The organism is Pseudoalteromonas sp. 1CM17D (assembly GCF_023161805.1).
GTDB classification, from domain to species: Bacteria; Pseudomonadota; Gammaproteobacteria; order Enterobacterales; family Alteromonadaceae; genus Pseudoalteromonas; species Pseudoalteromonas atlantica.
On the sequence record NZ_JALNTP010000007.1, the window covers coordinates 123,934 to 150,500 of the forward strand.

The 26,567-nt window shown below is 42.1% G+C and carries 23 protein-coding genes; 17 read left to right on the plus strand and 6 right to left on the minus strand.

Annotation, left to right across the window (positions count from 1 at the left end; translation table 11 throughout):
• The first annotated feature begins 19 nt into the window (after window positions 1–19).
• Entirely contained in the window at window positions 20–2,176 is a 2,157-nt protein-coding gene (locus MSC25_RS13480; RefSeq protein ID WP_248443709.1) for an ATP-binding protein, read from the plus strand.
• 28 nt (window positions 2,177–2,204) lie between these two features.
• Here the strand turns inward: MSC25_RS13480 and MSC25_RS13485 are convergent, their stop codons facing one another.
• The 3 genes from MSC25_RS13485 to MSC25_RS13495 form a co-directional block, all read right to left on the minus strand.
• Entirely contained in the window at window positions 2,205–3,623 is a 1,419-nt protein-coding gene (locus MSC25_RS13485) for a mannose-1-phosphate guanylyltransferase/mannose-6-phosphate isomerase (RefSeq protein ID WP_248443711.1), read from the minus strand.
• A gap of 68 nt (window positions 3,624–3,691) precedes the next feature.
• Complete coding sequence (locus MSC25_RS13490) at window positions 3,692–4,465, minus strand: amidohydrolase (protein ID WP_248443712.1); 774 nt, start codon at window positions 4,463–4,465, stop codon at window positions 3,692–3,694.
• On the minus strand, window positions 4,453–5,595 hold the full coding sequence (locus MSC25_RS13495; protein ID WP_248443714.1) for a methionine aminotransferase: 1,143 nt from the start codon (window positions 5,593–5,595) through the stop codon (window positions 4,453–4,455). Before MSC25_RS13495 ends, MSC25_RS13490 begins: the two co-directional genes overlap by 13 nt.
• Before the next feature lie 213 nt (window positions 5,596–5,808).
• Here MSC25_RS13495 and MSC25_RS13500 point away from each other — a divergent pair, with 213 nt between their 5' ends.
• Genes MSC25_RS13500 through MSC25_RS13510 form a run of 3 tightly spaced genes read left to right on the plus strand, consistent with a single transcriptional unit; the run spans window position 5,809 to window position 7,654 of the window.
• On the plus strand, window positions 5,809–6,432 hold the full coding sequence (locus MSC25_RS13500) for a methylthioribulose 1-phosphate dehydratase (RefSeq protein ID WP_004587487.1): 624 nt from the start codon (window positions 5,809–5,811) through the stop codon (window positions 6,430–6,432).
• Complete coding sequence (gene mtnC / locus MSC25_RS13505; RefSeq protein ID WP_138577409.1) at window positions 6,432–7,115, plus strand: acireductone synthase; 684 nt, start codon at window positions 6,432–6,434, stop codon at window positions 7,113–7,115. Before MSC25_RS13500 ends, mtnC begins: the two co-directional genes overlap by 1 nt.
• On the plus strand, window positions 7,112–7,654 hold the full coding sequence (locus MSC25_RS13510; RefSeq protein ID WP_029772882.1) for an acireductone dioxygenase: 543 nt from the start codon (window positions 7,112–7,114) through the stop codon (window positions 7,652–7,654). The genes mtnC and MSC25_RS13510 overlap by 4 nt, the downstream gene beginning before the upstream one ends.
• A gap of 48 nt (window positions 7,655–7,702) precedes the next feature.
• Here MSC25_RS13510 and mtnA read toward each other — a convergent pair whose 3' ends face one another.
• Window positions 7,703–8,728 carry an S-methyl-5-thioribose-1-phosphate isomerase gene (gene mtnA, locus MSC25_RS13515; protein WP_248443716.1) on the minus strand — a complete coding sequence of 342 codons (1,026 nt, stop codon included), beginning with the start codon at window positions 8,726–8,728 and terminating at the stop codon, window positions 7,703–7,705.
• Between the two features lie 128 nt (window positions 8,729–8,856).
• On the opposite strand from mtnA, the gene mtnK reads away from it, so the two are divergent.
• Complete coding sequence (gene mtnK / locus MSC25_RS13520; RefSeq protein WP_248443718.1) at window positions 8,857–10,074, plus strand: S-methyl-5-thioribose kinase; 1,218 nt, start codon at window positions 8,857–8,859, stop codon at window positions 10,072–10,074.
• Window positions 10,075–10,110: 36 nt separating this feature from the next.
• Here mtnK and MSC25_RS13525 read toward each other — a convergent pair whose 3' ends face one another.
• A complete protein-coding gene (locus MSC25_RS13525; RefSeq protein ID WP_004587481.1) occupies window positions 10,111–11,592 on the minus strand; it encodes an FMN-binding glutamate synthase family protein in 1,482 nt (493 codons plus the stop codon).
• A 96-nt stretch (window positions 11,593–11,688) separates the two neighbouring features.
• The gene (locus tag MSC25_RS13530) at window positions 11,689–13,467 is read right to left on the minus strand and encodes a DUF885 domain-containing protein (protein WP_248443720.1); all 1,779 of its coding nucleotides are present in this window, start codon (window positions 13,465–13,467) and stop codon (window positions 11,689–11,691) included.
• 355 nt (window positions 13,468–13,822) lie between these two features.
• On the opposite strand from MSC25_RS13530, the gene MSC25_RS13535 reads away from it, so the two are divergent.
• The 12 genes from MSC25_RS13535 (at window position 13,823) to MSC25_RS13590 (ending at window position 26,474) form a co-directional block, all read left to right on the plus strand.
• Window positions 13,823–14,809 (plus strand): GGDEF domain-containing protein, encoded by a 987-nt coding sequence (locus tag MSC25_RS13535; RefSeq protein ID WP_055019619.1) that lies wholly within the window; start codon window positions 13,823–13,825, stop codon window positions 14,807–14,809.
• A 95-nt stretch (window positions 14,810–14,904) separates the two neighbouring features.
• Window positions 14,905–15,660: a bifunctional demethylmenaquinone methyltransferase/2-methoxy-6-polyprenyl-1,4-benzoquinol methylase UbiE gene (gene ubiE / locus MSC25_RS13540; protein ID WP_004587478.1), complete on the plus strand. Its 756-nt coding sequence runs from the start codon at window positions 14,905–14,907 to the stop codon at window positions 15,658–15,660.
• A gap of 11 nt (window positions 15,661–15,671) precedes the next feature.
• The gene (locus MSC25_RS13545; protein WP_121638145.1) at window positions 15,672–16,355 is read left to right on the plus strand and encodes an SCP2 sterol-binding domain-containing protein; all 684 of its coding nucleotides are present in this window, start codon (window positions 15,672–15,674) and stop codon (window positions 16,353–16,355) included.
• A 9-nt stretch (window positions 16,356–16,364) separates the two neighbouring features.
• On the plus strand, window positions 16,365–17,969 hold the full coding sequence (gene ubiB, locus MSC25_RS13550) for a ubiquinone biosynthesis regulatory protein kinase UbiB (RefSeq protein ID WP_248443722.1): 1,605 nt from the start codon (window positions 16,365–16,367) through the stop codon (window positions 17,967–17,969).
• 79 nt (window positions 17,970–18,048) lie between these two features.
• Window positions 18,049–18,303, plus strand: a complete 255-nt coding sequence (tatA, locus tag MSC25_RS13555) for a Sec-independent protein translocase subunit TatA (RefSeq protein ID WP_004587475.1) — start codon at window positions 18,049–18,051, stop codon at window positions 18,301–18,303.
• 5 nt (window positions 18,304–18,308) lie between these two features.
• The gene (tatB, locus tag MSC25_RS13560; RefSeq protein ID WP_004587474.1) at window positions 18,309–18,638 is read left to right on the plus strand and encodes a Sec-independent protein translocase protein TatB; all 330 of its coding nucleotides are present in this window, start codon (window positions 18,309–18,311) and stop codon (window positions 18,636–18,638) included.
• A gap of 48 nt (window positions 18,639–18,686) precedes the next feature.
• A complete protein-coding gene (gene tatC / locus MSC25_RS13565; RefSeq protein WP_004587473.1) occupies window positions 18,687–19,427 on the plus strand; it encodes a twin-arginine translocase subunit TatC in 741 nt (246 codons plus the stop codon).
• Between the two features lies 1 nt (window position 19,428).
• The gene (locus tag MSC25_RS13570; protein ID WP_096042484.1) at window positions 19,429–19,959 is read left to right on the plus strand and encodes a hypothetical protein; all 531 of its coding nucleotides are present in this window, start codon (window positions 19,429–19,431) and stop codon (window positions 19,957–19,959) included.
• The gene (locus MSC25_RS13575; protein WP_248443724.1) at window positions 19,959–20,744 is read left to right on the plus strand and encodes a TatD family hydrolase; all 786 of its coding nucleotides are present in this window, start codon (window positions 19,959–19,961) and stop codon (window positions 20,742–20,744) included. Before MSC25_RS13570 ends, MSC25_RS13575 begins: the two co-directional genes overlap by 1 nt.
• Window positions 20,744–22,591, plus strand: coding sequence for a diguanylate cyclase (locus MSC25_RS13580; protein ID WP_248443726.1), 1,848 nt, complete (start codon window positions 20,744–20,746; stop codon window positions 22,589–22,591). Before MSC25_RS13575 ends, MSC25_RS13580 begins: the two co-directional genes overlap by 1 nt.
• Window positions 22,592–22,603: 12 nt before the next feature.
• Complete coding sequence (hemB, locus tag MSC25_RS13585; RefSeq protein WP_029772896.1) at window positions 22,604–23,614, plus strand: porphobilinogen synthase; 1,011 nt, start codon at window positions 22,604–22,606, stop codon at window positions 23,612–23,614.
• A gap of 130 nt (window positions 23,615–23,744) precedes the next feature.
• Complete coding sequence (locus MSC25_RS13590; RefSeq protein WP_248443728.1) at window positions 23,745–26,474, plus strand: ExeM/NucH family extracellular endonuclease; 2,730 nt, start codon at window positions 23,745–23,747, stop codon at window positions 26,472–26,474.
• The last annotated feature ends 93 nt before the right edge of the window (window positions 26,475–26,567 follow it).

Here is a 26,567-nt window from a genome sequence, read left to right on the forward strand (position 1 = left end):
ACCCATTGCTGGAACCTCTATGCTCGACTCATTTACCCTCTTTTTTGCCAGCATTGCCGTTATTATTGTAATGACCCTTCTTAACTTTTTAACATGGCGTACCAACAAAAGTACCCCAGGTACTCTGCTTTATATTTTTTACCCGGTTTTATTACTAGGCGCAGTAATTGGCTTTACGCTTATTGGCAAAACGCACAACCTTATTGTGATTAGTATTGCCAGCAGTATGATGTTTGGCGCATCAATTGTGCACAGCTTGGCTATATGCCAATTTTTAGATTATCGGGGTATTGGCTTTAAGCTACTGTGCTCCTTTACCGCGTTTAGCGCCGTAATGTTGGGGTATTATTCTTTTATTGACCCTTCTTTACGCGAGCGAATTTACGTCTCGGATGTACAGCACATTGCAGAAGCCGCTTTTTTGCTGTTTTTATTTATTAAATATGCTCGAAAGCCCTATCCTAACGGTACTATTGTTTATATTTTAATATTAACTTTAGTTGGCCTGAGCTTTATTAGCCGCTCACTATTTATGGTTAATATTGAACAACCCCTGCTATTGCAAAGCCCATGGTTTAGCAGCTTACTGTTTTTAAATGGCGTTATTGCACCTATGTTTTATGCCGCCGGTATGGCGCTTTTGTGTAATGAACGCAGAGAAAAAAACCTTAACAAGCTGGCCGACAAAGCCCAAAAAGATTTAGAAATTAGAGGCCTGTTTTTATCAACAATTAGCCATGAAATTCGCACTCCCCTTAATGGCATATTAGGCAGCGCCCAATTGGTTATGAACCAAAGCACCGACACCCGCAATAAAGCCTATTGTGAGGCCATCATTAATTCAGCCGAGTCGTTAAATTTACTGGTTGATAAAGTGCTCGACTACGCAAGCCTAGATCAAAGTGATGAAGCACTTTACGAAGAAGACATTGAATTTAAAACTTGGTTAAACAATTTATGTTTATTGCTCAGCCCATTAGCGGAGCAAAAACAACTTAAGTTTGAACTGGTATGTAATATCCCTGAACAAGCCTGTTACTACTGCGATCAGCAAAAATTAAGGCAAATTATTATTAACCTTGTTGGTAACGCCATTAAGTTTACCGACCACGGTATAGTAAAAATTCAGGTTGATTTAATAAGTGACAGGCAACTTGAACACACCATTAAAATTAGCGTTAAAGACTCAGGCCCTGGTATCGAAAAAGACGAAATAGCCTACTTAACCGAACCCTATGTACAAAGTAGCGCCGGCAAAGAAAAAGGCGGCACCGGCCTTGGGCTTGCCATCACCAGCCGCTTACTAGAAAAGCTAGGCAGCCGCTTAGAAATAACCAGTCAACTAGGCACTGGTAGCGTATTTAGCTTTACTACCACCTTTACGCTAGGGGAACTTAGTTTGGTAGGGCAGCGACATCAAAACAAAGACTACTTAACCGGCCTTGAAGTACTGCTAGTCGAAGATTTAGATTTAAATCAAAAAATTGCCATTGAATTTATGGCCGAAGATGAGCATAAAATAAAGCTCGCCAAAGATGGCAAAAGCGCTATTGAACTGCTGCAAACGCATCACTTTGACGTTATTTTACTGGATATGAACCTGCCAGACTTTACCGGCCAAGAAGTATTAAAACGTTTGCAGCGTTTGGAGCATAAAAACCAGCGAACGCCCGTACTGGCTTTTACAGCAAGCTTAAGCCCTGACGAGGTAAAAGAATACTTAGCCCTGGGAATAAAAGACATAGTAGGCAAACCAATTAAGCAGCAAAAGCTTCGCCAAGCACTGAGTGATTCACAATCCAATCAAACTGCAAATATAGCTGTAGAGCTAGTAGATACCTTATACGACGAAACCGCAGCAGAAACGCTAACTAGCTCATTTAGTGAGGATGAAGTGTCGTCGATTTACAATGAATTTGTACTCTCAGCACGGACTAAACTAACCCGATGCCAAGAACTTATTGACCAGCAACCAGAGCAGTGCATTAAATTATTGCACCGCCAAGCAAGCACCGCGCTGCAATTAGGCTTTAACCGTTACGGTATTGAGCTTAAAAAAATAGAGCGCCGCTTGCTTGATAACAAACCCCATAACAACCTGTTAGATGAGGCGTTAGAGCTATGGCAGCGAAGCCTAGAACAATACTTAAAGTATGTGCGCGGGCAGTTGAGTTAATGGGCTTTTCTATTGCAGATTAAGCTGTTTACTCTCTTCCATATTTATCATCAAAACGCTCTATGTCACTTTCATCTAGTACGGCGCCAGTTTGTACTTCAATGACAATTAGCGGCTCTTTTTGATTGTTCGCTAAGCTGTGTATTTGTTTTGCTGCAATGTAGCAAGATTGGTCGTGGCTAAGTGTTAATGCTTGCTTATCAATACGTACATCGGCAATCCCCGATACCACCACCCAATGCTCTGCACGATGCTGATGGCGCTGCGTTGAAAGTTTAGCGCCGCTGTTTACGGTTATTTTTTTAACTTTAAACCCTGCCCCTGTTACTAAAGTGCGGTAATTGCCCCATGGCCGATACACAACCTGATGGTGATTGAATTTATCACTTTGGCTAACCGCTAATTGCTTGAGCAATAAAGGCAGACCATCGAGCTTGTTTTTATTGGCAACGAGGGTGGCATCGTGGGTATGAATAATAGCTAAGTCGCTAACTCCAAGGGTAGCAACGCTGTGATCGTTTTCGCTTATAACAAAATTATTAGTACTATTCTGCGCGCTATGGCTGTCGTTTTCATTATTGCCATGTGCATCTTTTTTAATAAGGCTAGCCAAGGCACTAAAGCTGCCTACATCACTCCAATTAAGAGCAACAGGCAGCACTGCTACATTATTACTGCGCTCTAAAATGGCGTAATCGATAGAGTCACTTGGGCAGGTTTGAAGTGGCTCACTTACCGGCCTTGTAAACCCTAAATCGTCAGAGAAATTAGCCGCCGCGCTTACACTGTGTGCAATTTTTGGTGCAAAGCGTTCTAGCTCATTTAAATAGGCTTGTGGTGTAAATAAAAACATCCCGCTATTCCAGCTATAACCGCCTTGAGTTAAATAATGCTCAGCGGTAGCCAAGCTTGGCTTCTCTTTAAACTCAGCCACTTTATAGCAATTTGAGCCTACTATTTTACTACCTTGCTTAATGTAGCCAAACCCAGTGTGGGGCTGTGTTGGTGTAATTGAAAACGTGACCAACATACCTTGCTGGGCTAATTCAATTGCATCGTTTAATTTAAGTGTGAGCTCAGTAAAGTTGGATATATGATGATCGGCAGGCATCACCAGTATTGGCCCTGTTATGCCTTGCTGTAAAGCGTAGTGTGCTGCCAGCGCAATGGCCGGCGCGGTATTTTTACCCTGCGGCTCTAACAAAAGTGCATGAGGAGCGGCCTGTGCACTTTGCTCAGCAGCAATAAAGCGGTGCTGCTCGTTACAAACAAGTATTGGCTTTGCAAACCCCTTGCCCGACACACGCGCTAACGTGCTTTGTAATAGTGAGTGTTTGTTATCAAGCAGAGATAAAAATTGCTTAGGCATAGCTTGGCGAGAAAGCGGCCATAACCGTGTGCCAATGCCGCCCGCTAAAATTACCGGTGTAATAAGGGTTGTATTCATAAAGCCGCCAATAAACATATCAGCGGCTATTTTAGCACTTTATTGGCTAGGCGCTAATGCTTAACGATTTATACCAAGGTAAACGCGTCGGCATCTAAGTAAGCAGGAAACGAGGCTTTAAAATCATCGAGCGGTGCTTTTTCAAGTGTTACGGTAAGTAACTCTTGTGTATTGTCTTTTGCTTTGGCGATTGTATCGCCTTTAAAGTCGTATACAGCCGTGCCGCCATTGTGCGCAACACCATTGCCATCATCGCCAACACGGTTAACGGCTACTACATAACATAGGTTTTCCATAGCGCGCGCCATTAATAGCGTATCCCAAATATGGCGACGAACTGCAGGCCAGTTAGCAACGTTTATCATTACATCGTAATCATTATTGTTGCGCTGAAAAACCGGAAAGCGCAAGTCGTAACATACTTGCGGCAGTAACTTAAAACCGTTAATTTCAAACGTTTTACGTGCTTGCCCTGCGACAACGTAATCGCCCTCACTGCCTAAGCGAAATAAATGACGTTTATCGTAATAATTTACCTCGCCACTTGGGGTCACCCAATAAAAGCGATTCGCTTTTTTATCGCCTTGAGCAACCAAAACCGAACCTGCAATAATGGCTTTATGTTTATGTGCTTGGGTTTTTAGCCAGCTCAACACTTTGCCATTTTCGGGCTCTGCGCAATCAAGGTTAATAGCAAAGCCTGTGGCGAAGGTTTCGGGTAGTAAAATTAAATCAGGTTGAGCGCTCATCGCTGCTAATTTTTTATCAAACATGGCTAAATTGGCGTCTTTATCAAGCCAATGCAGCGCACTTTGAACGAGTGTAAGCGTTAAAGTTGACATAATATTTGCGCGGCCTCTATTAAGGTTTCATCGTTTTTAGCAAAACACAGTCGAATCACTTTATCATTTGAAGGTTGCTTATAAAACACACTTAAAGGAATAGCAGCAACCCCAGCTTGCTCTACTAACCAGTGGCAAAAATCTACATCATTAAGATCAGACACTTCACTGTAATCGAGTAATAAAAAGTACGTACCTTGGCTTGGTAAAATATTAAAACGGCTGTCACTTAAGTGCTGTGCCAGTAAATCGCGCTTTTGCTGATAAAAATTACTCAGCTCATCGACATGCTCGCCTTGTTGTTCAAGCATGTCGGCCAAAGCGTGTTGTGCAGGTGTAAAACTTGAAAAAGTAACATACTGGTGTATTTTTCTAAATTCAGTAGCAAGTGGTCCAGGCGCAACACAGTACCCCATTTTCCAGCCGGTACTGTGAAACGTTTTGCCAAAGCTTGATATAACAAAGCTTTTTTCACGCAGCTGCTCATCACAAAGCATGCTTAAGTGCTTATCGCCATCAAAGGTAATGTGTTCGTAAACTTCATCACTTATTACATATAAATCGTGATCGCTTACTAACGATTTAAGCGCGTCTATATCATGGCTTTTAAGTATTTTTCCGCTTGGATTGTGTGGCGTATTAATAATTATAGCGCGCGTGCTTTTGCTCACTGCACTGCGAACAGCTTGCCAATCAATAGCATAATCGGGGGCATGCAATGCAATATGAACTGTTTTACCGCCAGCAAGCTCAATGGCAGGCTGGTAAGAGTCATAAGCAGGGTCAAACACAATGACTTCATCATCGGGGCGTACTATAGTTTGAATAGCCACAAATAATGCTTCGGTGGCGCCCGACGTTACCGTAACTTGCTCAGCTGCATCAATATTAGCCGCGTATTTACGCGAAACTAAATTTGCTATTTGTTGCTGTAAACGGGGCACACCACTGGATGGCGAATATTGATTAACCCCTTGCTGAACATAAAAATTTAGCTGGTTTTTTAGTAATTCTGGCGCATCAAACTCAGGAAAACCCTGCGATAAATTTATTGCCGAATGCTGACTTGCCAAGCCACTCATTTGGCTAAATATACTAATACTTAAATTTGGTAATTTACTTTCAAACACGACAGGCCCTTAATGATGGTTTTGCGCTTAAAGCGATGCTATCATTGCTTAAAACAGAAGTATAGCCGTCTAAAATTAAATAGCTTTATATCAATTTGCTTAATTAACTGAGCTATTTTGAGGTAGCAAAAACGCAGCTCGCGTTTGGTTTAGCGCCTCAAATGCATGTAAGTATTATTACGCATTGGTATTACACTCATTGGTGAGGAATGTATGCACAACAATACCGCTATTTCGCAACTTATTGAAGCCGGAAAATGGATCAGTCAAAAAGGCTGGGTCCCCGCCACTGGCGGAAATTTTTCGGCGCGCACCGCAACAGGGTATGTGGTTACCGCTAGCGGCTTTGATAAAGGTCAACTCGGTACACACACATTCATTGAGCTTGATCATCAAGGTAATCGCACTAAAGGTGCTGGCAACCCATCGGCCGAAACGCAACTGCACCTAGGCATGTATAAGCTTATTCCGCACGCAAACGTGGTACTGCATACTCACTCAGTAGCAGCCACCGTACTATCGCGTGTAATTAAAAGCCATGCATTAAATTTAAGCGGTTACGAAATGCAAAAGTCACTCAGTGGGGTAACTTCGCATTTAGATACGCTCAGCATTCCTATTTTTGAAAACGACCAAGACATAGACCGCTTAAGCTTGCTGCTTAGCGATCACCACTTACATACACCCATTGAACATGCAGTGTTAATTCGTGGGCATGGCGTTTATGTAGTAGGGCGTAATTACAAGCAAGCACTTCGCCATTTAGAAGGGTTAGAGTTTTTATTTAGTTGCGAGCTGGAACGGTTAAAAATAGAAGGTATTGGGGCACAGCTATAATGATAAAAGCAATTTTAACTGATATTGAAGGCACCATAACACGTATCTCATTTGTAAAAGAGGTGCTGTTTCCGTATGCAGCTAAACAACTAGCAACGTTTATGCGCTTAAACGAAAATAAAACCCATGTCGCTGAGCAAATAGCGGCTGTTAAAGCCATTATTAATGAGCCAGATGCCGATATAGAAAATGTCATTAGCGTGTTACTAAAGTGGATTGAAGAAGATAAAAAAATTACCCCTTTAAAGCAAATACAAGGGCTAATTTGGCAAACGGGCTACGAGCACGGTGATTTTAAAGGCCACCTATACGCAGATGCGTTTGAGTTTTTACAAGCTCAGCACGCTCAAGGTACCGCACTCTATGTGTATTCATCAGGCTCGGTAAGGGCGCAGCAGTTACTCTTTAAATACAGTGACTATGGCGATATTCGCCCCCTGTTTAACGATTTTTTTGATACCAAAGTCGGCGCAAAGCAAGAGCAAGCAGCCTATAACACTATAGTTAATCAGCTCCCTTTTAGTGCTAACGAAATCTTGTTTTTAAGTGATGTTGCAGATGAGCTTGATGCAGCCAAAGCCGCAGGGCTTAAAACCTTGCACTTAATCCGTGATGGCCAAGCACATAGCGCGCACCCATACGTACATGACTTTAGCACAGTTAAATTGGAGCAATTTGCATGAGCCAATTAACAATTTATGCTAACAACAATCCAAGTAATGCGCTGGTAAACACCTGTGATTTAAGCGAAATTACTCAGCAATTAGCAAAGGTAAATGTACGTTTTGAACAATGGCAAGCAACCGCACCCATTAATGAGCACACCACAAATGAGCAAATTATTGCAGCGTATAAAAATGATATAGCGCGCTTAAAAGCGCAAAATGGCTACCAAACGGTGGATGTTATTTCGCTTGCAAAAGGTAATCCTGCAGCGGCACAAATGCGAGAAAAGTTTTTATTTGAGCACACTCATAGTGAAGACGAAGTTCGCTTTTTTGTAAAAGGCCAAGGGTTATTTTGCCTACATATTGATGCCAAAATTTACCAAGTATTATGCCAGCAAGGTGACTTAATTTCGGTCCCAACTCTTACCCCACATTGGTTTGATATGGGGAGCGACCCAGAGTTTACCGCCATTCGATTATTTAATAATACCGAGGGCTGGGTTGCAAAAAGCACCGAGTCTGAAATTGCGAAGCAGTTTCCGTTGCTCGCATAGCAAAAGTAATACGCTCCACAAAGGGATAAGTGGAGCGCTGTTTAAAAACTACTTAAGCGCTGTTAACGCCCCACTCTCTACATCACTTTTATTGTAAACACCGGTATCTAACACCCAAGCTGTTATTAGTTTTGCAGGTGTTACATCAAATGCGGGATTATACACATTGGCATTAGTGGGTGCCCACAGCGCCTCACCAAAACTGCCACTTACGCCGCGTACCTCTGCGCTATTTCGCTGCTCTATTGCTATATCGCTACCGCAAGCTGTTTGTGTATCAAGCGTAGTTAAAGGCGCGACAACATAAAAAGGAATATCATGAAAATGGGCCAATACAGCTAAATTATAAGTTCCCACTTTATTAGCAAAGTCGCCATTAGCAGCAATACGATCGGCGCCTACCACTATTTTATCTACCTTGCCTGCGGCCATTAAGCTTGCTGCCATATTATCGCAAATAAGCGTATACGGTACTTGCCAGCGCTCAAGTTCGAACGCGGTTAAACGCCCGCCTTGCAACAAGGGCCGCGTTTCATCAACCCACACATGTATATTGCCGTGTTGTTGCTGCGCTTTGTAAATAACGCCTAATGCTGTACCAATACCAGCAGTCGCTAATGCGCCGGTATTACAATGGGTTAAAATATTGTCGCCGCTGTTTATAAGCTCAGCTCCGCGCGTTGCCATGCGCTCACATAGGGCAATGTCTTCAATAAAAAGGCGCTCAGCGCTGCACACCACTGCTGCTACAAAGTCATCGCTTTTAAGGGCCTCTCTTAATGTAGCCATGCAATGCATTAAATTAACAGCGGTTGGCCTTGTGGCTTCAAGCTCATCAATTGCTTTTGCAAGCGCCGCTTGAGTTGTCCCCTGCTGCGCTAAATGAGCAACCAGCAAACTCGCCCCTAAGCCTATTAATGGTGCGCCACGAATTTTTAAACTGATGATCAGCTCCTTCATCGTCTCAACACTATGGCATTCGTGCCATACCTGCTGATGAGGAAGTAAATACTGGTCAAGCACACTTAATGTGCCGTTTTCATATTTTAAACTGCTTGCGATAAGGTTTTGCATGGTGAGGCTGCTTAAATAAAATGCGTAAGGGTATTTTACATCAGTTTGAATAACTCTCAAGTTAGACTTGTAGACATCTAAACATTTAAAGGTATAGAATGCCCAAAAAGGTTATTTGAGAACTCACTATGGCTAACTATGTCGCGTTTAATGCGCAACGCGCAATTGAATATGTAAACTCGCTAATTGACTCTAAGCAGTATGATTTTTTTAATGCTGGCGCACACTTAACTGCGTACGAATTTGGTGACGGTAACCTTAATTTGGTATTTAGAATTAGCGATGAGCACCATAACAGCATTATTTTAAAGCAAGCACTGCCTTATGCTCGTTGTGTAGGTGAATCATGGCCGCTCACGCTTGATAGAGCCCGTATTGAGGCGCAAGTGTTACTTAACCATGGCGCTATTTGCCCACAAAACACCGCTAAAGTACTGCACTATAACCAAGCTTACGCACTTACTATTTTAGAAGATTTAGGTCACTTAAAAATATTGCGCACTGCGCAAAATAACGCGGAGCAATTTCCTAAGTTAGCTGAGCACGTAGCTACGTATTTAAGCCATACCGGGTTTTATAATTCAGATTTTTACCTAACCGCCCAGCATAAAAAGGCCCTCGTACAGCAATTTACTAACCCTGAGCTTTGCCAAATTACAGAAGATTTATTTTTTAGCGATCCGTATACAGATCACGAACGCAATCACTTTGACGAGCAACTTACTACACATGTACACGCTTTGCGTGATAACACGGTACTTAAGTTAGAAGTTGCGAAATTAAAAGCTAATTTTTTATCTAACCCGCAAACATTGCTGCACGGCGATATGCACAGCGGCAGTATTTTTGTAGATACCAATACCACTAAAGTGATTGACCCCGAGTTTGGCTTTTTTGGCCCTGTTGGTTTTGATATAGGCTCTTTTATTGGCAATTTACTATTAAATTACTGCGCACAAGCAGGGCATATTGAAGAGTTTGTAGCACGGCGAAACTATCAAACGCATTTACTTAGCTGCATTGTTGAAAGCTATAATTTATTTGAGCAACAATGGTTAACTTTAATTGCCAACCACAGCACAGATAACACCCTTAATACCGAGGGCTACCCACAGTACTTTATGAAAACCGTATTACAAGACGCCATAGGTTATTGTGGAACAGAACTAATTAGGCGCACCATAGGGCTCGCGCATGTGGTAGATATTGACAGCATTGAAGATGAAAATACGCGCCTTGCAGTACAAAAACAAGCGCTGAGCTTAGGTGAGCAACTTATTTTAAATGCCAAAAGCTGCGACAACAAAGATGCCTTTTTTAGTTTATTAATAAGCCAGCTAAATTAAAAAAGGCGCCAAAGCGCCTTTTTTATACTAATACCGTTATTGGTAGTTTTCGTAAATTTTATCGAGCGGCTCCGACAGCCCACTTTCTTGCACTATACGCACGTGTTTACGCCTTAATTCCCGCGCACTCGTTACACCACATGAGTGGGCAATTAAGCCAGCACCGTAATGAATATATTTATTATAATTGGCAACTCGCTGGGCTTTATCGGCAACATTTAACCCACGCTGTAGCCGCTCGTTATGGGTAGTTACACCGGTTGGGCAGGTGTCTTTATTACATTGCATGGCCTGTATACAGCCTAACGCAAACATATGACCACGCGCAGAAACAACAAAATCAGCACCCAAAGCAAGCGCCCATGCCACCTTAGAGGGCACAATTAACTTACCCGATACAATGACTTTAACCCGCCCTGTTAAGCCGTGTTTTTCAAGCATATTAACAACCAGCGGTAAGCTTTCGCGCAGCGGTAAACCTACCGAATCTAATAAGGGTTGTGGCGCTGCGCCCGTACCGCCATCGGCACTATCAATAGTGATAAAATCCGGTGCTGATTCAAGCCCGCGATGGTTTATTTCTGCAAATAGTGTTTCTAGCCAAGTGTAATCACCAATAACGGCTTTAAAGCCGGTAGGTTTGCCTGTGGCGTTTCGTACTGTGGCAATCATATCTAATATGTCGCTTGGCTTTTTGATCTCTGGGTGCCCATTTGGGCTAATTGAATCTTTACCCTCAGGGATGCCCCTTATTTTAGCAATTTCAGCATTAACTTTTTTACCAGGTAACATACCGCCTTTACCTGGTTTGGCACCTTGGCTTAATTTAAGCTCAAACATTTTTACGTTTTTATGCGCCGCAATTTCTTTAAGTTTATCAATACTTAAATTTCCAAGCTCGTCGCGCACACCATATTTAGCCGTACCAATTTGAAACACCAAATCGGCTCCGCCCTCTAAGTGATAAGGGCTTAGCCCGCCTTCACCGGTATTCATCCAGCAGCCGGCTAATTTTGCCCCTTTTGATAACGCTCTGACAGCCGGTTTTGAGAGCGCACCAAAGCTCATTCCCGATATATTAAACAAGGAATTAGTGGTGTACGGCGTTTTACAATATGGGCCTAAAGTTACATTACTTGGGTCCAGCGCCTCTTCATCTAGGGTAGGAAAAGCACAGTTCATAAACATCACTGTACCTGTTACCTCTAAGCTTTGCGTGGAACCAAATGCAGCGGTACGATCGACATCTTTTGCCGCACGATACACCCAACTACGCTCTGCTCGGTTAAACGGCATTTCTTCTCTATCGAGGGCAAAAAAGTACTGCCTAAAAAACTCGCCTTGGCGCTCAAAAAAGTACCTAAAGCGGCCAATAACCGGGTAATTTCGCCTAATTGCATGCTTTGTTTGAGTAATATCACGAAAATAAAAAACAATAACGGTAAGTACAATTAATCCTAATGCAACAATAAAAATACTCGCAAATACATCAATACTAAAAATAATAAAATCGCTCATCCAAGGCCCCTTGATGGCTGTTTTTAAAAATAAAAAAGGTGTTGCGTCAAAATGACACAACACCTTTCGTTGTTCAAGGTTTATACCTTTAGATAATTAGCTTTGTGCGTTTTCAAGCTCAGCTTTTATATACAAACGAACTTGCTCTTCAAGCACTGATAACGGCACAGAACCATGACGCAATACTTGATGATGAAACTCACGAATATCAAAACGTGGCCCAAGCGCTTGCTCGGCCTCTGTGCGTAAACGCTTGATAGTCAGCTCGCCAATTTTGTACGACAAAGCTTGCCCCGGCCACGAAATATAGCGGTCGGTTTCGGTTTTAACATTGTGTAATGAAAGCGCCGTGTTTTCGCTCATAAAGTTCATAGCGCGCTCGCGGCTCCAGCCGTACATGTGCATGCCTGTATCAACCACTAAACGAGCTGCACGCCACATTTCATAGGTTAAACGGCCAAATCGGCTGTATGGGTCTTGGTAAAAGCCTGCTTCTATACCTAAGTATTCAGAATAAAGCCCCCACCCTTCGCCAAAAGCCGAAAGGTAGGCATCACGTCGGTAGCTTGGTAAGTTTTCAAGCTCTGCATTAAGCGATATTTGTAAATGATGCCCTGGTACGGCTTCGTGTAAGGTCAGCGCCTCTAATACATACAATGGGCGCTTATCTAGCGCATATGTATTAACCCAGTAATAACCTGCTTGATCGCTTCGGCTCGAGCCAACATAGCGACCGGTTGTATATTTAGGGGCTATATTTGCAGGTACAGGTGCAACGCCATAGGGCATACGTGGCAGTGTATGAAATAACTTAGGCAGCTGCGCGTCCATTTTTTTAGCTATATAAGCAGCTTCTTTTAATAGCTGCTCTGGAGTGGTGGCGTAAAATTGCGGATCGGTACGTAAAAAGTGGATAAAATCGGCAAACGTGCCTTCAAAACCTACTTCTTTAATTATTGCCTGCATTTCACTGCGGATACGCGCCACTTCAGATAACCCCAGCTGATGTATTTCATCAATGCTCATATTTGTGGTGGTGTAATACTGTGCGCGGTTTTTATAAAATGCCTTGCCATTAGGGGTTTGCGAAATACCAATCGTAGTGCGTGCACCTGGCTGATATTGCGTAGTAAAAAATGTTAAATACGCTTTGTAAGAGGCAATAACATCATTTTTTATGATGCGTTTAGCTTTTTGCTGTATCGCTTTAAAGTCGTTTTCACTTAGCCCTGCCGTGTTCGTTTTAAACGGGGTGTAAAAGTCTGACTGCGTTACATCATCTACTATGTATGCGCTTATTGAGTCTTCATACCCGGCTAATACCGCTTGTGGTTGAGTAAGCCCCGTTTCGAGCCCCTTTTTCATCCAGTGTATGTTTTGCTCAAAAAAGCGCGGCACTTGTTCAAGGCGGGCTAAATACGTTTCTAACTGTTGCGGTTGCTTGTACTGCGAACTATTAATCATATAAGACAAGCTAGAATGGAACCCATACTCAGAAGTTAGCGGCATGTAGTGCGCATTAAATACATATTCATCAACACTATTTTGTACTTGCGCACGAATAATACTGAGGTTAATACTGTTTTCACTTGAAAGCTCATCGCTATCAATTGCATCTAAACGACTTAATAATGCTGTTTTTTCCTCATATTGCCGCTTTAAAAATTCAGCCGATAAATTAGGTAATAAATAGCCATCAACCCCTTCAGGCTGAGTGTAGGGATTAACACGTTTGCGGTAATCAACAATACTTTGAGCCACTTGTTCAAATTGTGTGTTTGCGTTGCGGCTTGTTAATGTACATGCGCTTAGCGTGCCAAAAAGTGATAGCACAAGCAGTGTGCGGCAAATTCGCGGGGGTAAGGAATAATTCATTTTAGTTTTACTTAACCATACAATAGATTTCACAAAACTATCGTAGGCTGAGTAAATAGCAAGATAAATGCGATTAATCTCAATAACACACGCTTAATTGGAGCGCGTAAAATAAGCTGAACCCGCCTAAATTAAGCTAAATACGTGCTCTTTGATGATAAAATCAGCTATTAGGCAGCAAAAGTAAAAAATTAAGTTCACTAATACTGGTTTTTACTTTTAAATAGCCTGCTTAACGATTATTGTAGTAAAAAAATAATAAAGCTTGGATGCATTGCCGCCTCATTGAAGAGTTATTTTAATGTGTAATTTAATGCGTACTTAGTTGGTAGTTAAAATGATGTTCCATGATTCCATGGCTGTAGCTCAAGAAAAAATGACGAATGTATGCCTGTTTTTAGAACGTCATACGCTGCCTCCCTCTCCGTTAAATTACCACGTTGCCTATACCTATATTAGTAAAGTAAATCCTCAGCTAAATAACGCCATAGACGAGGCCATCACTAATAAAGCCCAAATTGATAGTATTTTGATTGAGCAGCTCTACTTTGAGTTTTTAAACGAAGGGCATACCACGCAAGTGGCAATGATTAATAACGTAAATGGGGTTATTGATTCACTGTCGCGCAATGCGCAATCAACCGAAAAACAAATTGTTAGCTTTGCCGGCCAAGTAAGTGAGTGCATGCACACGCTTGATGAGAATAATATAGAGCAAAGCCGCCAAGCACTCGATACGTTAAACACCCAATCAGCCACGTTACTTGAGCAACACAAGCACTTCAAACACGAGCTATATAAAGCTAAAAAGTTACACGAAAAAACCCAAAAACAGCTTGCGCAATTACGTAAGCAGCACATTATTGACTCACAAACGGGGCTGTATAAACGTCATTATTTAACGCAGCAAACCCAACTATGGAGCAACCAAGACAAATCAATTTGCGCAATTGCTATTCAAATAGATAATTTAGATCATTTTGTAGATAATTACGGCGATATAATTGGCGAAGTTATTTTGAACAAAGTGGCTAAACAAGTAAAAAAATATGTCTTTCAAAGTGGTTTACCTGGGCGTACAGCAAAGGACCAATTTACCGTATTACTGCCAGATATAGACCCCGAAACCGCCAATGTTATTGCTGAAAAAGTGCGTAATGGCGTAGAAAAACTTCGTTTTGTTAGCTCAAAAAGCGGCACTAAGCTGCCTGGCATTAACTTATCTTTAGGCATAGCGCAGCAACTCAAAAATGATGACTTTAACCAGTTAGCTAAAAAAGCCTCGCAAGCGGCATTTAAAGCACGCTCACTGGGGCAAAGTAGCTTTACAGCTGGCCACTAGGTTTTACGCTAAATTACCTGATAAATCATATTCAAATTGCACCTGCAGTATACAATCAAGTACACTAGTCTTTATTGCCACGATAGAGACTAACCATGAACGAAACAGAGCAAAAGACCACGCATTTTGGCTATAAAACCGTAGCCGAAAACGATAAAGCCTCAATGGTTGCAGACGTATTTCACTCGGTTGCAGCAAAGTACGATGTAATGAACGATTTAATGTCTTTTGGTGTACATCGATTATGGAAACGTCAAACTATAGCCAGCTCAGGTGTGCGCAAAGGCCACCACGTCCTTGATTTAGCAGGCGGCACTGGTGACCTAACAGCAAAATTTAGTCAGCTAGTCGGTGACACTGGCCAAGTAGTTTTAGGCGACATTAACTCATCAATGTTAAAAGTGGGCCGTGAAAAGCTGCACAACTTGGGTTTAGTCGGCAATATCGACTACGTGCAAATGAATGCCGAAATGCTGCCATTTCCAGATAACAGCTTTGATGTGATCACGATTGCCTTTGGCCTACGTAATGTAACCGATAAAGACAAAGCTCTTCGCTCTATGTACCGTATTTTAAAGCCAGGTGGACGTTTATTAGTATTAGAGTTTTCCAAACCTGAGCATGAAATTTTAAGTAAAGCGTACGATTTTTACTCGTTCAATCTATTACCAACTATGGGTAAAGTAGTGGCGAACGATAGCGAGTCATACCAATACTTAGCTGAGTCGATTCGTATGCACCCAGACCAAGAAACCTTAAAAGCAATGATGGAAGAAGCAGGCTTTGAACAAACAACGTATCAAAACCTAACCGGTGGTATTGTTGCACTGCACCGTGGTTTTAAATATTAAGGCAGGCAATTATGGCGTTTGAGCAAAAAAGCGAGCATGTAATCGCAGCAAAACCCGATTCGCAGTTTTTTATGTTACCTAATTTTGTACTTTCGCTTATAGAGCGAGTGCTTAATAAGGTACTGCAACTCGACGCCACCTTAATAGATAAGCTCAGTGCCGTTAAACACAAACCATTAAAGGTCGAAATCCGCAATTGGCAGCAGCAAATAGTATTAACCTTTGATGGTAAACTATTACACCTTTACAGTGCCAGCGATGAAGATAGCGCGGAGTGTATGATCAGCGCAGATATAGATACACTCATGGCGCTTAAAGACCCAGCCATGCTTACACAGCTCATTCGTCAAGATAAGCTAGACCTGCAAGGCGACTTAAACGTCGCTCAGGCATACAGCGCCGCATTTTCTGGGCTAGATATAGATTGGCCTGAGCAACTATCGCACTATATTGGCGATGCGCCCGCACAACAACTTTACATACAGCTAAACGCTTTACGCAGTAAAGAACGTAAAGCACGTCAGCAAATTAGCACCACATTAACCAGCCTATGCCAAGATGAGCTCGCTGTAACTATTCACCCTTTAGAGCTTGAACAATTTAAACAACAAAACCGAGTGTTAAAAGGGCAAGTGGCCGCTATTGAACAACGCATAAATGCATTAATCAACTCTTCTAACACCAACAGCCGCTAAGGATTTTTTGTGTCGACTGCTCGATTGTATTACATCACTAAAACATTACTTAGCTACGGATTAGATGAGTTAATACCAAAACAAAAAATACCTTGGTACGCTAAAATTGCGCGTGGTAGCTTGTTTTGGTTACGTAACCAGCACAAAAATAAACCAGCGGGCTTGCGCCTGCGCATAGCCTTGCAAGAGCTTGGCCCAGTGTGGATTAAGTTTGGCCAAATGCTTTCTACCCGCCGAGACTTACTTCCTCACGACATTGCGTTAGAGCTTGCTTTTTTGCAAGACCAAGTCGAGCCTTTTGAAGGCGAACTTGCCCAAAAAATAATTGAAAAAGCCCTCGAAATTAGCGATATAAACCAGTTGTTTAGTGAGTTTTCGCAAACCCCATTGGCCTCAGCGTCTATTGCACAAGTGCATACTGCTAAGCTAGTTGATGCCCATAACAATACTCAAGATGTTGTTATAAAAGTGATTAGGCCAAACATAAAAACACAAATTAATGCCGACTTAGCACTTATGGAAAAGCTCGCTAAAGTACTTGCCAATGTACACAGCGAAGCAAAAAGGTTACGCCCTGTCGAGGTGGTGAAAGAGTATAAAAAAACCTTGTTAGATGAGCTCGATTTAATGCGCGAAGGCGCAAATGGCATCCAACTTAAGCGTAACTTTGAAGGCTCTGATTCGTTATATATCCCGGCTGTTTATAGCGATTATAGCCGCAGTAACGTTTTGGTTATGGAGCGTATTTACGGAATCCCGGTCTCAGATACTGAGTCGTTAATTGCGCAAAATACCAATATGAAATTACTCGCTGAGCGCGGTGTAGAAGTGTTTTTTACGCAAGTATTTAGAGACAGTTTTTTTCATGCTGATATGCACCCTGGCAATATATTTGTCTCTCGCGAGCATCCTGAAAACCCCATGTATATTGGTATCGACTGTGGCATTGTTGGCACATTAAACAAAGAAGATAAACGCTATCTCGCAGAAAACTTTATCGCCTTTTTTAATCGTGACTACCGCCAAGTTGCTCAGCTACATGTTGACTCGGGCTGGGTTCCGCCTGATACCAGCATAGAAGAGTTTGAATTTGCAATTCGTACCGTATGCGAACCTATATTTAATAAGCCACTGGCTGAGATATCGTTTGGTCATGTACTCGTTAATTTATTTAACACCGCACGCCGCTTTAATATGCAAGTACAGCCGCAGTTAGTATTATTACAAAAAACGTTATTATACGTTGAGGGCTTAGGGCGTCAGCTTTATCCTCAGCTTGATTTGTGGAAAACCGCTAAGCCATTTTTAGAAGATTGGGTAAAACAACAAGTTGGACCGTTATCAGTAATGAAACAAATGTATGCTAACTTGCCATTTTGGGCTGAAAAAATGCCAGAACTACCTGATTTAATTTATCAAAATTTAAAACGTAGTCCGCAAATGCAGCATTCTCAGCCAAGTAAAGTGTCACACAAAGCGCTAGTACTTAGCCTATTTGGCAGTGCTACACTGATTGTATCGGCACTGTGTTATCTGCAGCACGATCTCATAGCGGCAGGCGTAACATTAGCAGCGTCTGCAATTAGCTTTATTGTGGCGTGGCGTAACACATAAACTAAGTGCTATTTATGCCACAGGGCGTATAATTAGTACTTAAAATAAACATTTAAGCATTTATCAGTTGGAGATAACCATGGGTTTAGGTGGCATTAGTATTTGGCAATTATTGATTGTTTTAGCGATTATCGTACTTCTTTTTGGTACTAAAAAACTACGCGGCATGGGTGGTGATTTAGGCGGTGCAGTAAAAGGGTTTAAAAAAGCCATGTCTGATGACCAAACTAAAGAGACTGAAAGCGAAAAAGCTGAGCAAATCCAAGAGTCTCAAAAAGCAGCGCCAACACAGACACAAAGCACTGAAAAAACCAAAGACGATACTAAGGTTTAAGCAATATGGGAATGTGGGAGCTCGTTGTTGTTTTTATTGTTGGCCTAGTGGTACTTGGCCCTGAGCGGTTACCGGTTGCCATTCGCACCGTAATGCGCTGGGTAAAAACCGTTAAGTCGATGGCCAACTCAGTTAAAGCAGAAGTGAGTGAAGAGCTACGCATACACGAGCTTCACGAAAACCTAAAAAAAGCAGAGCAACAAGAGCTTAAAGATTTAAGCCCTGAGCTACAACAATCGGTTGATGAACTGCAAAAAGCAGCGCAGTCGGTTACTCATAGCTATAAAAACACTTCAAGCACGTCATCTAACGAACAACTCGATGAAAAAAAGTGAAATTAATTCCCCTATTTGTGGTCAACTTATTACGTGGTATAAAAAATAATGTCTGAACAAGCTAAATCAGGGTTCGTCGCTCACTTAATTGAGCTGCGCGATCGGCTTATTAAATCACTTTTTAGTATTTTAGTGATATTTATTGGCCTAGTGTATTTTGCCAATGATATATATGAGTTTGTAGCCGCCCCTTTAGTCGCACATTTGCCAAGCACTGCCACTATGATAGCTACCGATGTTACGGCACCGTTTTTTGCACCGTTTAAACTAACGCTATTTGTTGCTTTGTTTGGCGCTATTCCGTGGATATTGCATCAAATTTGGGGATTTATAGCACCTGGCTTATACCAACACGAAAAACGCATGCTAATGCCAATTTTGGCCTCGAGTATTTTGCTATTTTATGGCGGTATCGCTTTTTGCTACTTTATAGTGCTCCCTATTATATTAGGCTTTTTTACTAGTGTAGGGCCGCAAATGATGACCCTAGCACCGGATATTAGTAGCTATTTAGGATTTGTACTTAAGCTATTTTTTGCATTTGGTGTGGCGTTTGAAATACCCGTAGCCATAATGTTGCTATGTTGGAGTGGCGCTACAACCACGCAGAGTTTAAAGCAAAAACGCCCTTATATTGTGGTTGGTGTATTTGTTGTGGCGATGTTTTTAACACCGCCCGATGTGTTATCACAAACACTATTAGCACTTCCTATGCTGCTTTTATTTGAGCTAGGGTTAATTTTAGCGAAATTTTATAGCGCTAAAGAACAACAGGAATCTGAGGAATAAAATGAAAAAACAACTACTCTCACTACTGGTTTTACTAAGCGCACCGACGTTTGCAGCGCAAGAAATTAACGTGCAAGCTTTGCAAGCATGTAGCTTTATTGAAAACGACTTTAACCGTTTACTATGTTATGACAACACAGTGGCAGGTAAACCGCTTACTAAACCTAGTGAGAAAAAAACCCTTACCCCACCAAAAGCCGTAACCAATGTATCGCCAAACGTAAGTGCACCTGTTGCAGCTGTTTCTAAAGCGGCGCCTGCTGCTAAAGCAGATGATTTTGGCCTTGAGCATAAAGAGATCACTAAAGATAAAGACGAAAATATCACAGCGTCAGTATCATCAGTTAGAAAAGCTCCTTATGGCGAGCTCATTATTACCCTTGATAACGATCAGCAATGGCGTCAAATTGGCTCTGACAGCCTTAAATTAAAAGAGTCAGACACAGTGGTTATTAGCCGCGGTGTATTTAATTCTTTTTTACTTCGTAAAGATGGTCAAAACCGCTCAATCCGTGTGAAGCGCACTCAGTAATGACCTACACGTTAGTTGATGCCGGCGTTAATTTAACCAATCACCAGTTTGAAGGTGAGCATCAGGCCATTATTGCCCGCGCAAATGCCGCGGGCGTGCAAGCTATGTTACTGATCGGCTGCGATGTGCCTAGTAGCGAACAATCGCTTACATTAGCAAAACAATATAATCAGTTTTCTACTGCTGGCGTGCATCCACATGACGCTAAAGACGCCACCGATGAACTTGAAACCACTTTAACGCAGCTTGCTAGTAACGATTGCGTTGTGGCCATTGGTGAGTGTGGGCTTGATTATAATCGCGATTTTTCTCCTCGCGATATTCAGCGCAGCGTATTAAAACGCCAGTTAGCGTTAGCTGAAAAACTAAACCTACCTGTTTATTTACACGAACGTGACGCAAGCGAAGATATGCTAGATATTTTGGCTAACTATAACGTACGTGGCGTGCTGCATTGCTTTACAGGCAATGCCCAAGCACTTAAAGACTATTTAGAATTAGGCCTTTATATTGGCATTACTGGGTGGGTGTGTGACGAGCGCCGCGGTAAAGCATTGCAACAATTGGTGCCAAGTATCCCGCTTGAGCGGTTATTAATAGAAACCGATGCGCCTTTTTTAATTCCACGCACAATAAGCCCTAAACCAAAATCACGTAAAAATGAGCCCGCTTATCTTAGCTATGTGTGTGAAACACTCGCTAAGCTTTATAACGTTGAACCAAGTACTATTGCCACCCATAGTACGGCTAACTTTTATAGCTTATTTGATATAGCAGGTCGCTAATGACAAGCCCAAAGGCGCTATTTAGCCTATTTATGCTCCTTTGTTCATTTTGCAGTGTTGCAAACCCCGTAATTTCTGAAAATTTTAAAGCAATAAAAATAGACACCCTGAGCTATTCGTTTACGCCCACCACAGCAAACAATGCCTACCATGAGGTTAACGACTGGCAAACAGTAAGTGATAAGCCATTAAATTTAGGGTTTGAACAACGCCCTGTATGGGTCAAGTTTACAGTTAAAAACACCTTAAATAACAATATAAGCCCTATTTTATCGCTCGATAACCCGCTGTTAAATGAAGCGCAAATTTTTCATTTTTATAATTCAGCACTGCTCTCACACATGCAAACTGGCGATAACTTTAAGCTCTCATCACGGCTAATAAAAAGCGAATCTTTATTAGCAACCTTGAGGCTGCCGGCAAATAGTATTAGCACCGTAATAATGAAGGTTAACAACAGTGCTGGGCTACGCATCCCGCTGACTTTATGGCAACCAGATGCCTACCTAGCACATAAAGGTAAACTTAATTTAATTTATGGCTTACTCATTGGTTTTTTATTTTCATTGGCCATAAGTTGCTTGGTTTTGTATGGGTTTTCGCGCAAGTTGTATTTTGCTTATGCAGGCATTATTACGCTGACCTTAGGTGTGCTACTGGCTTATTTATGCGGTTTTGGCGCTCGTTATTTTCATCCAAATTCGCCTTCATTACAGCAAGTAATGATACCTGTTTTACTAATGCTCACTACGCTTGCTTTTGTGCCGCTACAAAAACAACTGTGCCAACCTAAAGCCTCTAAACTACTAAAATGGCAAACCATTGTTGCTAATATTTACGCAATTAGCCTGCTGTTTATGTGGGCTTTACCTAGCACAGTGTTTACCCCATTTAGCTTACTGGCGAGCCCGATTGTTATTGTTTATTGCTTGGTAAGCGCCTACATCTGCCAGCAAAGCGCGCCTTCAAAACCAATTCAAGCACTGCTAATTGCACTCATGCTATTTTTACTTGTTATGGTGTACCTTATTATTGCTGTATTTGGCTTATATCCTTTAGGTAGAAGTAGCTTAGCTTTTGTTTTTATATGCTTTTTTGGTAGTACATTTTGCCTATGTTATGGCGTTATGAAGCGCTTTATTTTAGAGCGTGATGAACAAGTTATTGCTCAACAAACCTTGATTGCTGAAAATGCAGCCCAAGATACACTATTAAATGAGCGACTCGCGCTGCAAGCCCAAACACAAAAAGAATTAGAGTCGTTAGTTGATGAGCGCACCTTTGAGTTACAAGTCACTTTGCGTGAACTAGAAGATAAAAACCGCGAGCTTGAGCTACTTAATATGGAAGACGCGCTGAGTGGCGTTAAAAATCGTCGCTTTTTTGATAAAAAATTAGTGATGGAACTGCGTCGCTCTCGGCGTGAACAAACGCCTTTGAGTATGATTATGCTCGATATAGACCGGTTTAAACGCGTAAATGATAACTACGGGCACTTAACCGGCGACCAAGTAATACGCGCTGTAGCCGACATTATAAAACAGCATTTAAAACGCCCGTTGGATGAAGTGGCTCGCTACGGCGGCGAAGAGTTTGTTGTTTTGCTACCTAACACTCCAAAAGAGGGGGCTGTTGATATTGCTGAAAAAATTCGCCAAGCCGTAGAGAGTAATACCGTAAACGTAGCCGGAACATCCGTAAAAGTAACCATTAGTGCTGGCGTAAACAGCGCTGTAGTAAACGATATTAGTAACCCTGAGCTATTTACAGACGACGCAGATAAAGCGCTCTATTTCGCTAAACAACATGGCCGAAATCAAGTAATTAGTTTTCCAATTCCACAGTAGGAGCTTAGTAACATGGCCCAATCAGGACTCGACCTTTTCCCATATACCCGCATGCGTAGAATGCGCCGCAGTGATTTTTCTCGCCGTCTTATGGCCGAAAACCAACTATCGGTAAACGATTTAATTTTTCCGGTATTTGTACTTGAAGGTAAAAACCGCCGCGAAGCAATTGAATCAATGCCAGGAATTGAGCGTTTATCAATTGATTTATTGCTTGAAGAAGCTAAAGAGCTTGTAGATTTAGGTGTACCTGCCGTCGCTATTTTTCCGGTAACCCCTGCTGACAAAAAGTCTTTGATGGCCGAAGAAGCCTACAGTGAAGATGGCTTAGCACAACGCACAGTTCGTGCTTTAAAAGAAGCTTTTCCTGAGCTTGGGGTTATTACCGATGTAGCCCTTGACCCATTTACTACTCATGGCCAAGACGGCATTATTGATGATGAAGGTTATGTAATTAATGACATAACCACTGAAATTCTTGTTAAGCAGGCGCTTTCGCACGCCGAGGCAGGCGCAGATGTGGTTGCACCCTCTGACATGATGGATGGCCGTATTGGTGCTATTCGCGAAGCACTTGAAGCAGATGGACATATTCACACACGCATAATGGCTTACTCAGCTAAATATGCCTCTAGCTATTACGGGCCGTTTAGAGACGCTGTTGGCTCTGCAGGTAACTTGAAAGGGGCCGACAAAAAAACGTATCAAATGGATCCTGCCAACTCTGATGAGGCAATTCGTGAAGTGGCACTTGATTTACAAGAAGGCGCCGACATGGTGATGGTGAAACCCGGTATGCCGTACCTTGATATTGTTCGTCGTGTTAAAGATGAGTTTGGTGTACCTACTTTCGCATATCAGGTCAGTGGTGAATATGCAATGCACAAAGCGGCAATCGATAACGGCTGGTTGAGTGAAGAGGCCACAATTATGGAATCTTTACTGGCATTTAAACGCGCCGGAGCGGATGGTATTTTAACGTATTTTGCCAAGCAGGCCGCGCAATGGCTGCAAAATAAGTAAACATGTTATCAAAGGCGGTACGCCGCCTTAATTTTTTTACAATCATTAACATATTTGTATTCTTTTTGTCATTTAGATTGCCTAAACTGGTGTCCCATTTTGGGATTTAAATACACGGGAATAATAAAAAATGTTAAAAACGAAAATAACGCCACTGGCGCTTGTATTAGCAAGCCTCAGTGCACCAGCCTCCGCCGATCTAATCATTTCTGAATACATCGAAGGCAGCAGCAACAATAAAGCGATTGAGCTTTATAACAATGCTGATACAGAGCTTTCTCTTGAAGGTTATACCTTAGGACTTTATTCAAATGGTAGTAGTTCGGTAGGTAACTCAATTGATTTATCAGGCACATTGGCTGCCAATACCACCTATATAATTTCAAACCCTAGTGCAGCCGCTGCCATTCTTGATATTGCAGATGAAACCAGCACAGTAACTTACTACAATGGTGACGATGCCCTTGTTTTAACTAAAGATGGTGTGGTAGTTGATAGCTTTGGCCAAGTGGGTGTTGATCCTGGCTCTTTTTGGTCTGATGATACCGTACAAACTCAAAATAAAACCTTACGAAGAAAAAATAGCATCACAACGGGTCGAACTGACTCAACTGCAACTTTTAATCCTAGCGATGAATGGGAACAGTTTGATATTGACACCTTTGACGGCTTAGGCTCGCATGCTGGCGATGGTGGTACGGCTCCTGCGCCAGACCCTGAGCCAGAACCATTAGAACCGCTTGTATGTGGCGCAGATAAAACGCTAATTAGCGCTGTGCAAGGTTCTGGTGAAGCAAGCCCGTTAGTAGATACCCTTGTTGAAATTGAAGGTGTTGTCACTGCCGATTTTCAAGGTGAAGATGGCTTAGATGGTTTCTTTGTGACCTCGCTTGCTGCAGATGTAGATAACGATCCAATGACCTCTGAAGGTTTGTTTGTTTACTTTACTGATACCGATGTAAATGTAGGTGACCACGTGCGCGTACAGGGCACAGTTGATGAATACTATGATTCAACACAACTTGCAGATGTAACACAAATTGCAGTATGTGGTACTGACGAAGTGGCCTCTGCAACCTCAATAAGTTTACCTTTAGAGAGCCAAGCTGACCTAGAAGCTTATGAAGGTATGCTAGTAAGCCTAGATCAAACACTTGTAGTTACTAACAACTACGGCTTAGGTCGCTATGGTGAAGTAGAACTAGCCACTGAGCGTTTATACCAAGGCACTCAAGTTGCATTGCCAGGTGATGCAGCCAATGCTGTTGAAGCGGCTAACTTGACTAAAAAAATCTTATTAGATGATGGCTCTACAGCTCAAAACTCAGATCCATCGGCTTACCCAGCGCCAGGCCTATCGGCAGAAAATACTCTACGTACCGGCGATACTGTAAATGCGGTAACAGGGGTAGTTACATACAGCTTTAGCACGTATCGCATTCACCCAACAGTTACACCACAGTTTATAGCGACTAATGCGCGTGAAGATGCGCCTGAGCAAAGTGAAGAAGCCGATTTACGAATCGCCAGCTTTAACGTACTTAACTACTTTAACGGAGATGGCCAAGGCGGTGGTTTCCCTACTAGCCGTGGTGCAGACTCAGAAGAAGAGTTTGTACGTCAAGAAGCAAAACTTGTAAGTGCTATTAGTGCAATGCAAGCTGATGTTGTTGGCTTAATGGAAATTGAAAATGATGGCTTTGGTGAGTTCAGTGCTATAGCAAGTTTAGTAAATGCATTAAACGATGCTGACAGCGCTAACAACTACGCGTTTGTAGATTTTAACGTAGCCCAAATTGGTACCGACGAAATCACCACAGCCCTTATTTACCGCGCAGATAAAATAGAAGAAGTAGGCACAGCCGCTATTACTACTGATTACCCGTTTGATTACAGCAACCGTGCACCAATTGCACAAAGCTTTAAGTCACTTTCAACAGATGAAGTATTTACTGTTTCTGTAGCCCACCTTAAATCTAAAGGTAGCTGTGGTGATGATAACAACGACGACCTAGGTGATGGCCAAGGCTGTTGGAATGAAATTCGTACCGAAGCTGCTGATGCGTTTACTGATTGGTTAGACAACAAACCTACTGGCGTAGATGACGAAGATATCATTCTTGTTGGTGATATGAACGCTTATGCAATGGAAGATCCAATCCGTAAGTTTGATGAAAAAGGCTATAAAAACGTAGTCGCAGAGCTTGATGGCGATACACTAAGCTACTCTTATAGCTTCTCTGGCCGTGCAGGTAGCCTTGACCATGCTTTAGCAACCGAGTCTTTACTAAGCAAAGTTGTTGCAGCAAATGATTGGCATATCAATGCTGATGAACCTATCGTGCTTGATTACAACCTAGAGTTTAAGAGCGAAGGTCATCAATCTACGCTATACGCAGAAGGCCCATACCGTGCATCTGATCACGACCCAGTTATTGTTGATATAAAATCTGAAGTAGTACTTACCCCTGAAGAGCAAACACCGGTAATTGCACCTGATCAAATATTCACAGTAGATGAAAACAGCGCTGTAGGCACTGTGATTGGCACACTTGATTTTAGTGACCCTAACGCTGATGTATCACCTGTGGTTAAATTTATCGTATCAGGTAACGATTCTGTATCAATTAACGAGCAAGGTCAGTTAATTGTTGCAAGCGAAGTAGATTACGAGTTTGAAAATCGTATTACCCTTACAGTACAAGCAGAGGATAGTGTAGGTAACGTATCTGAAGCACAAACGGTTGTAGTAAGAGTAAACAACCTACGTGGTGATGACGATAACGACTCAGGCTCATTGCTTTGGTTATCTCTTTTATTAGCGCCACTTTCATTAGTGCGCAGGTTTAAGAAAAAATAACGAGTGATTTGTTTTAAAGCCGCATTTTTGCGGCTTTTTTTATGCTTATAAAAATGTAATTCAGACAAGCTTCAGTAAACAACCCTTAATATC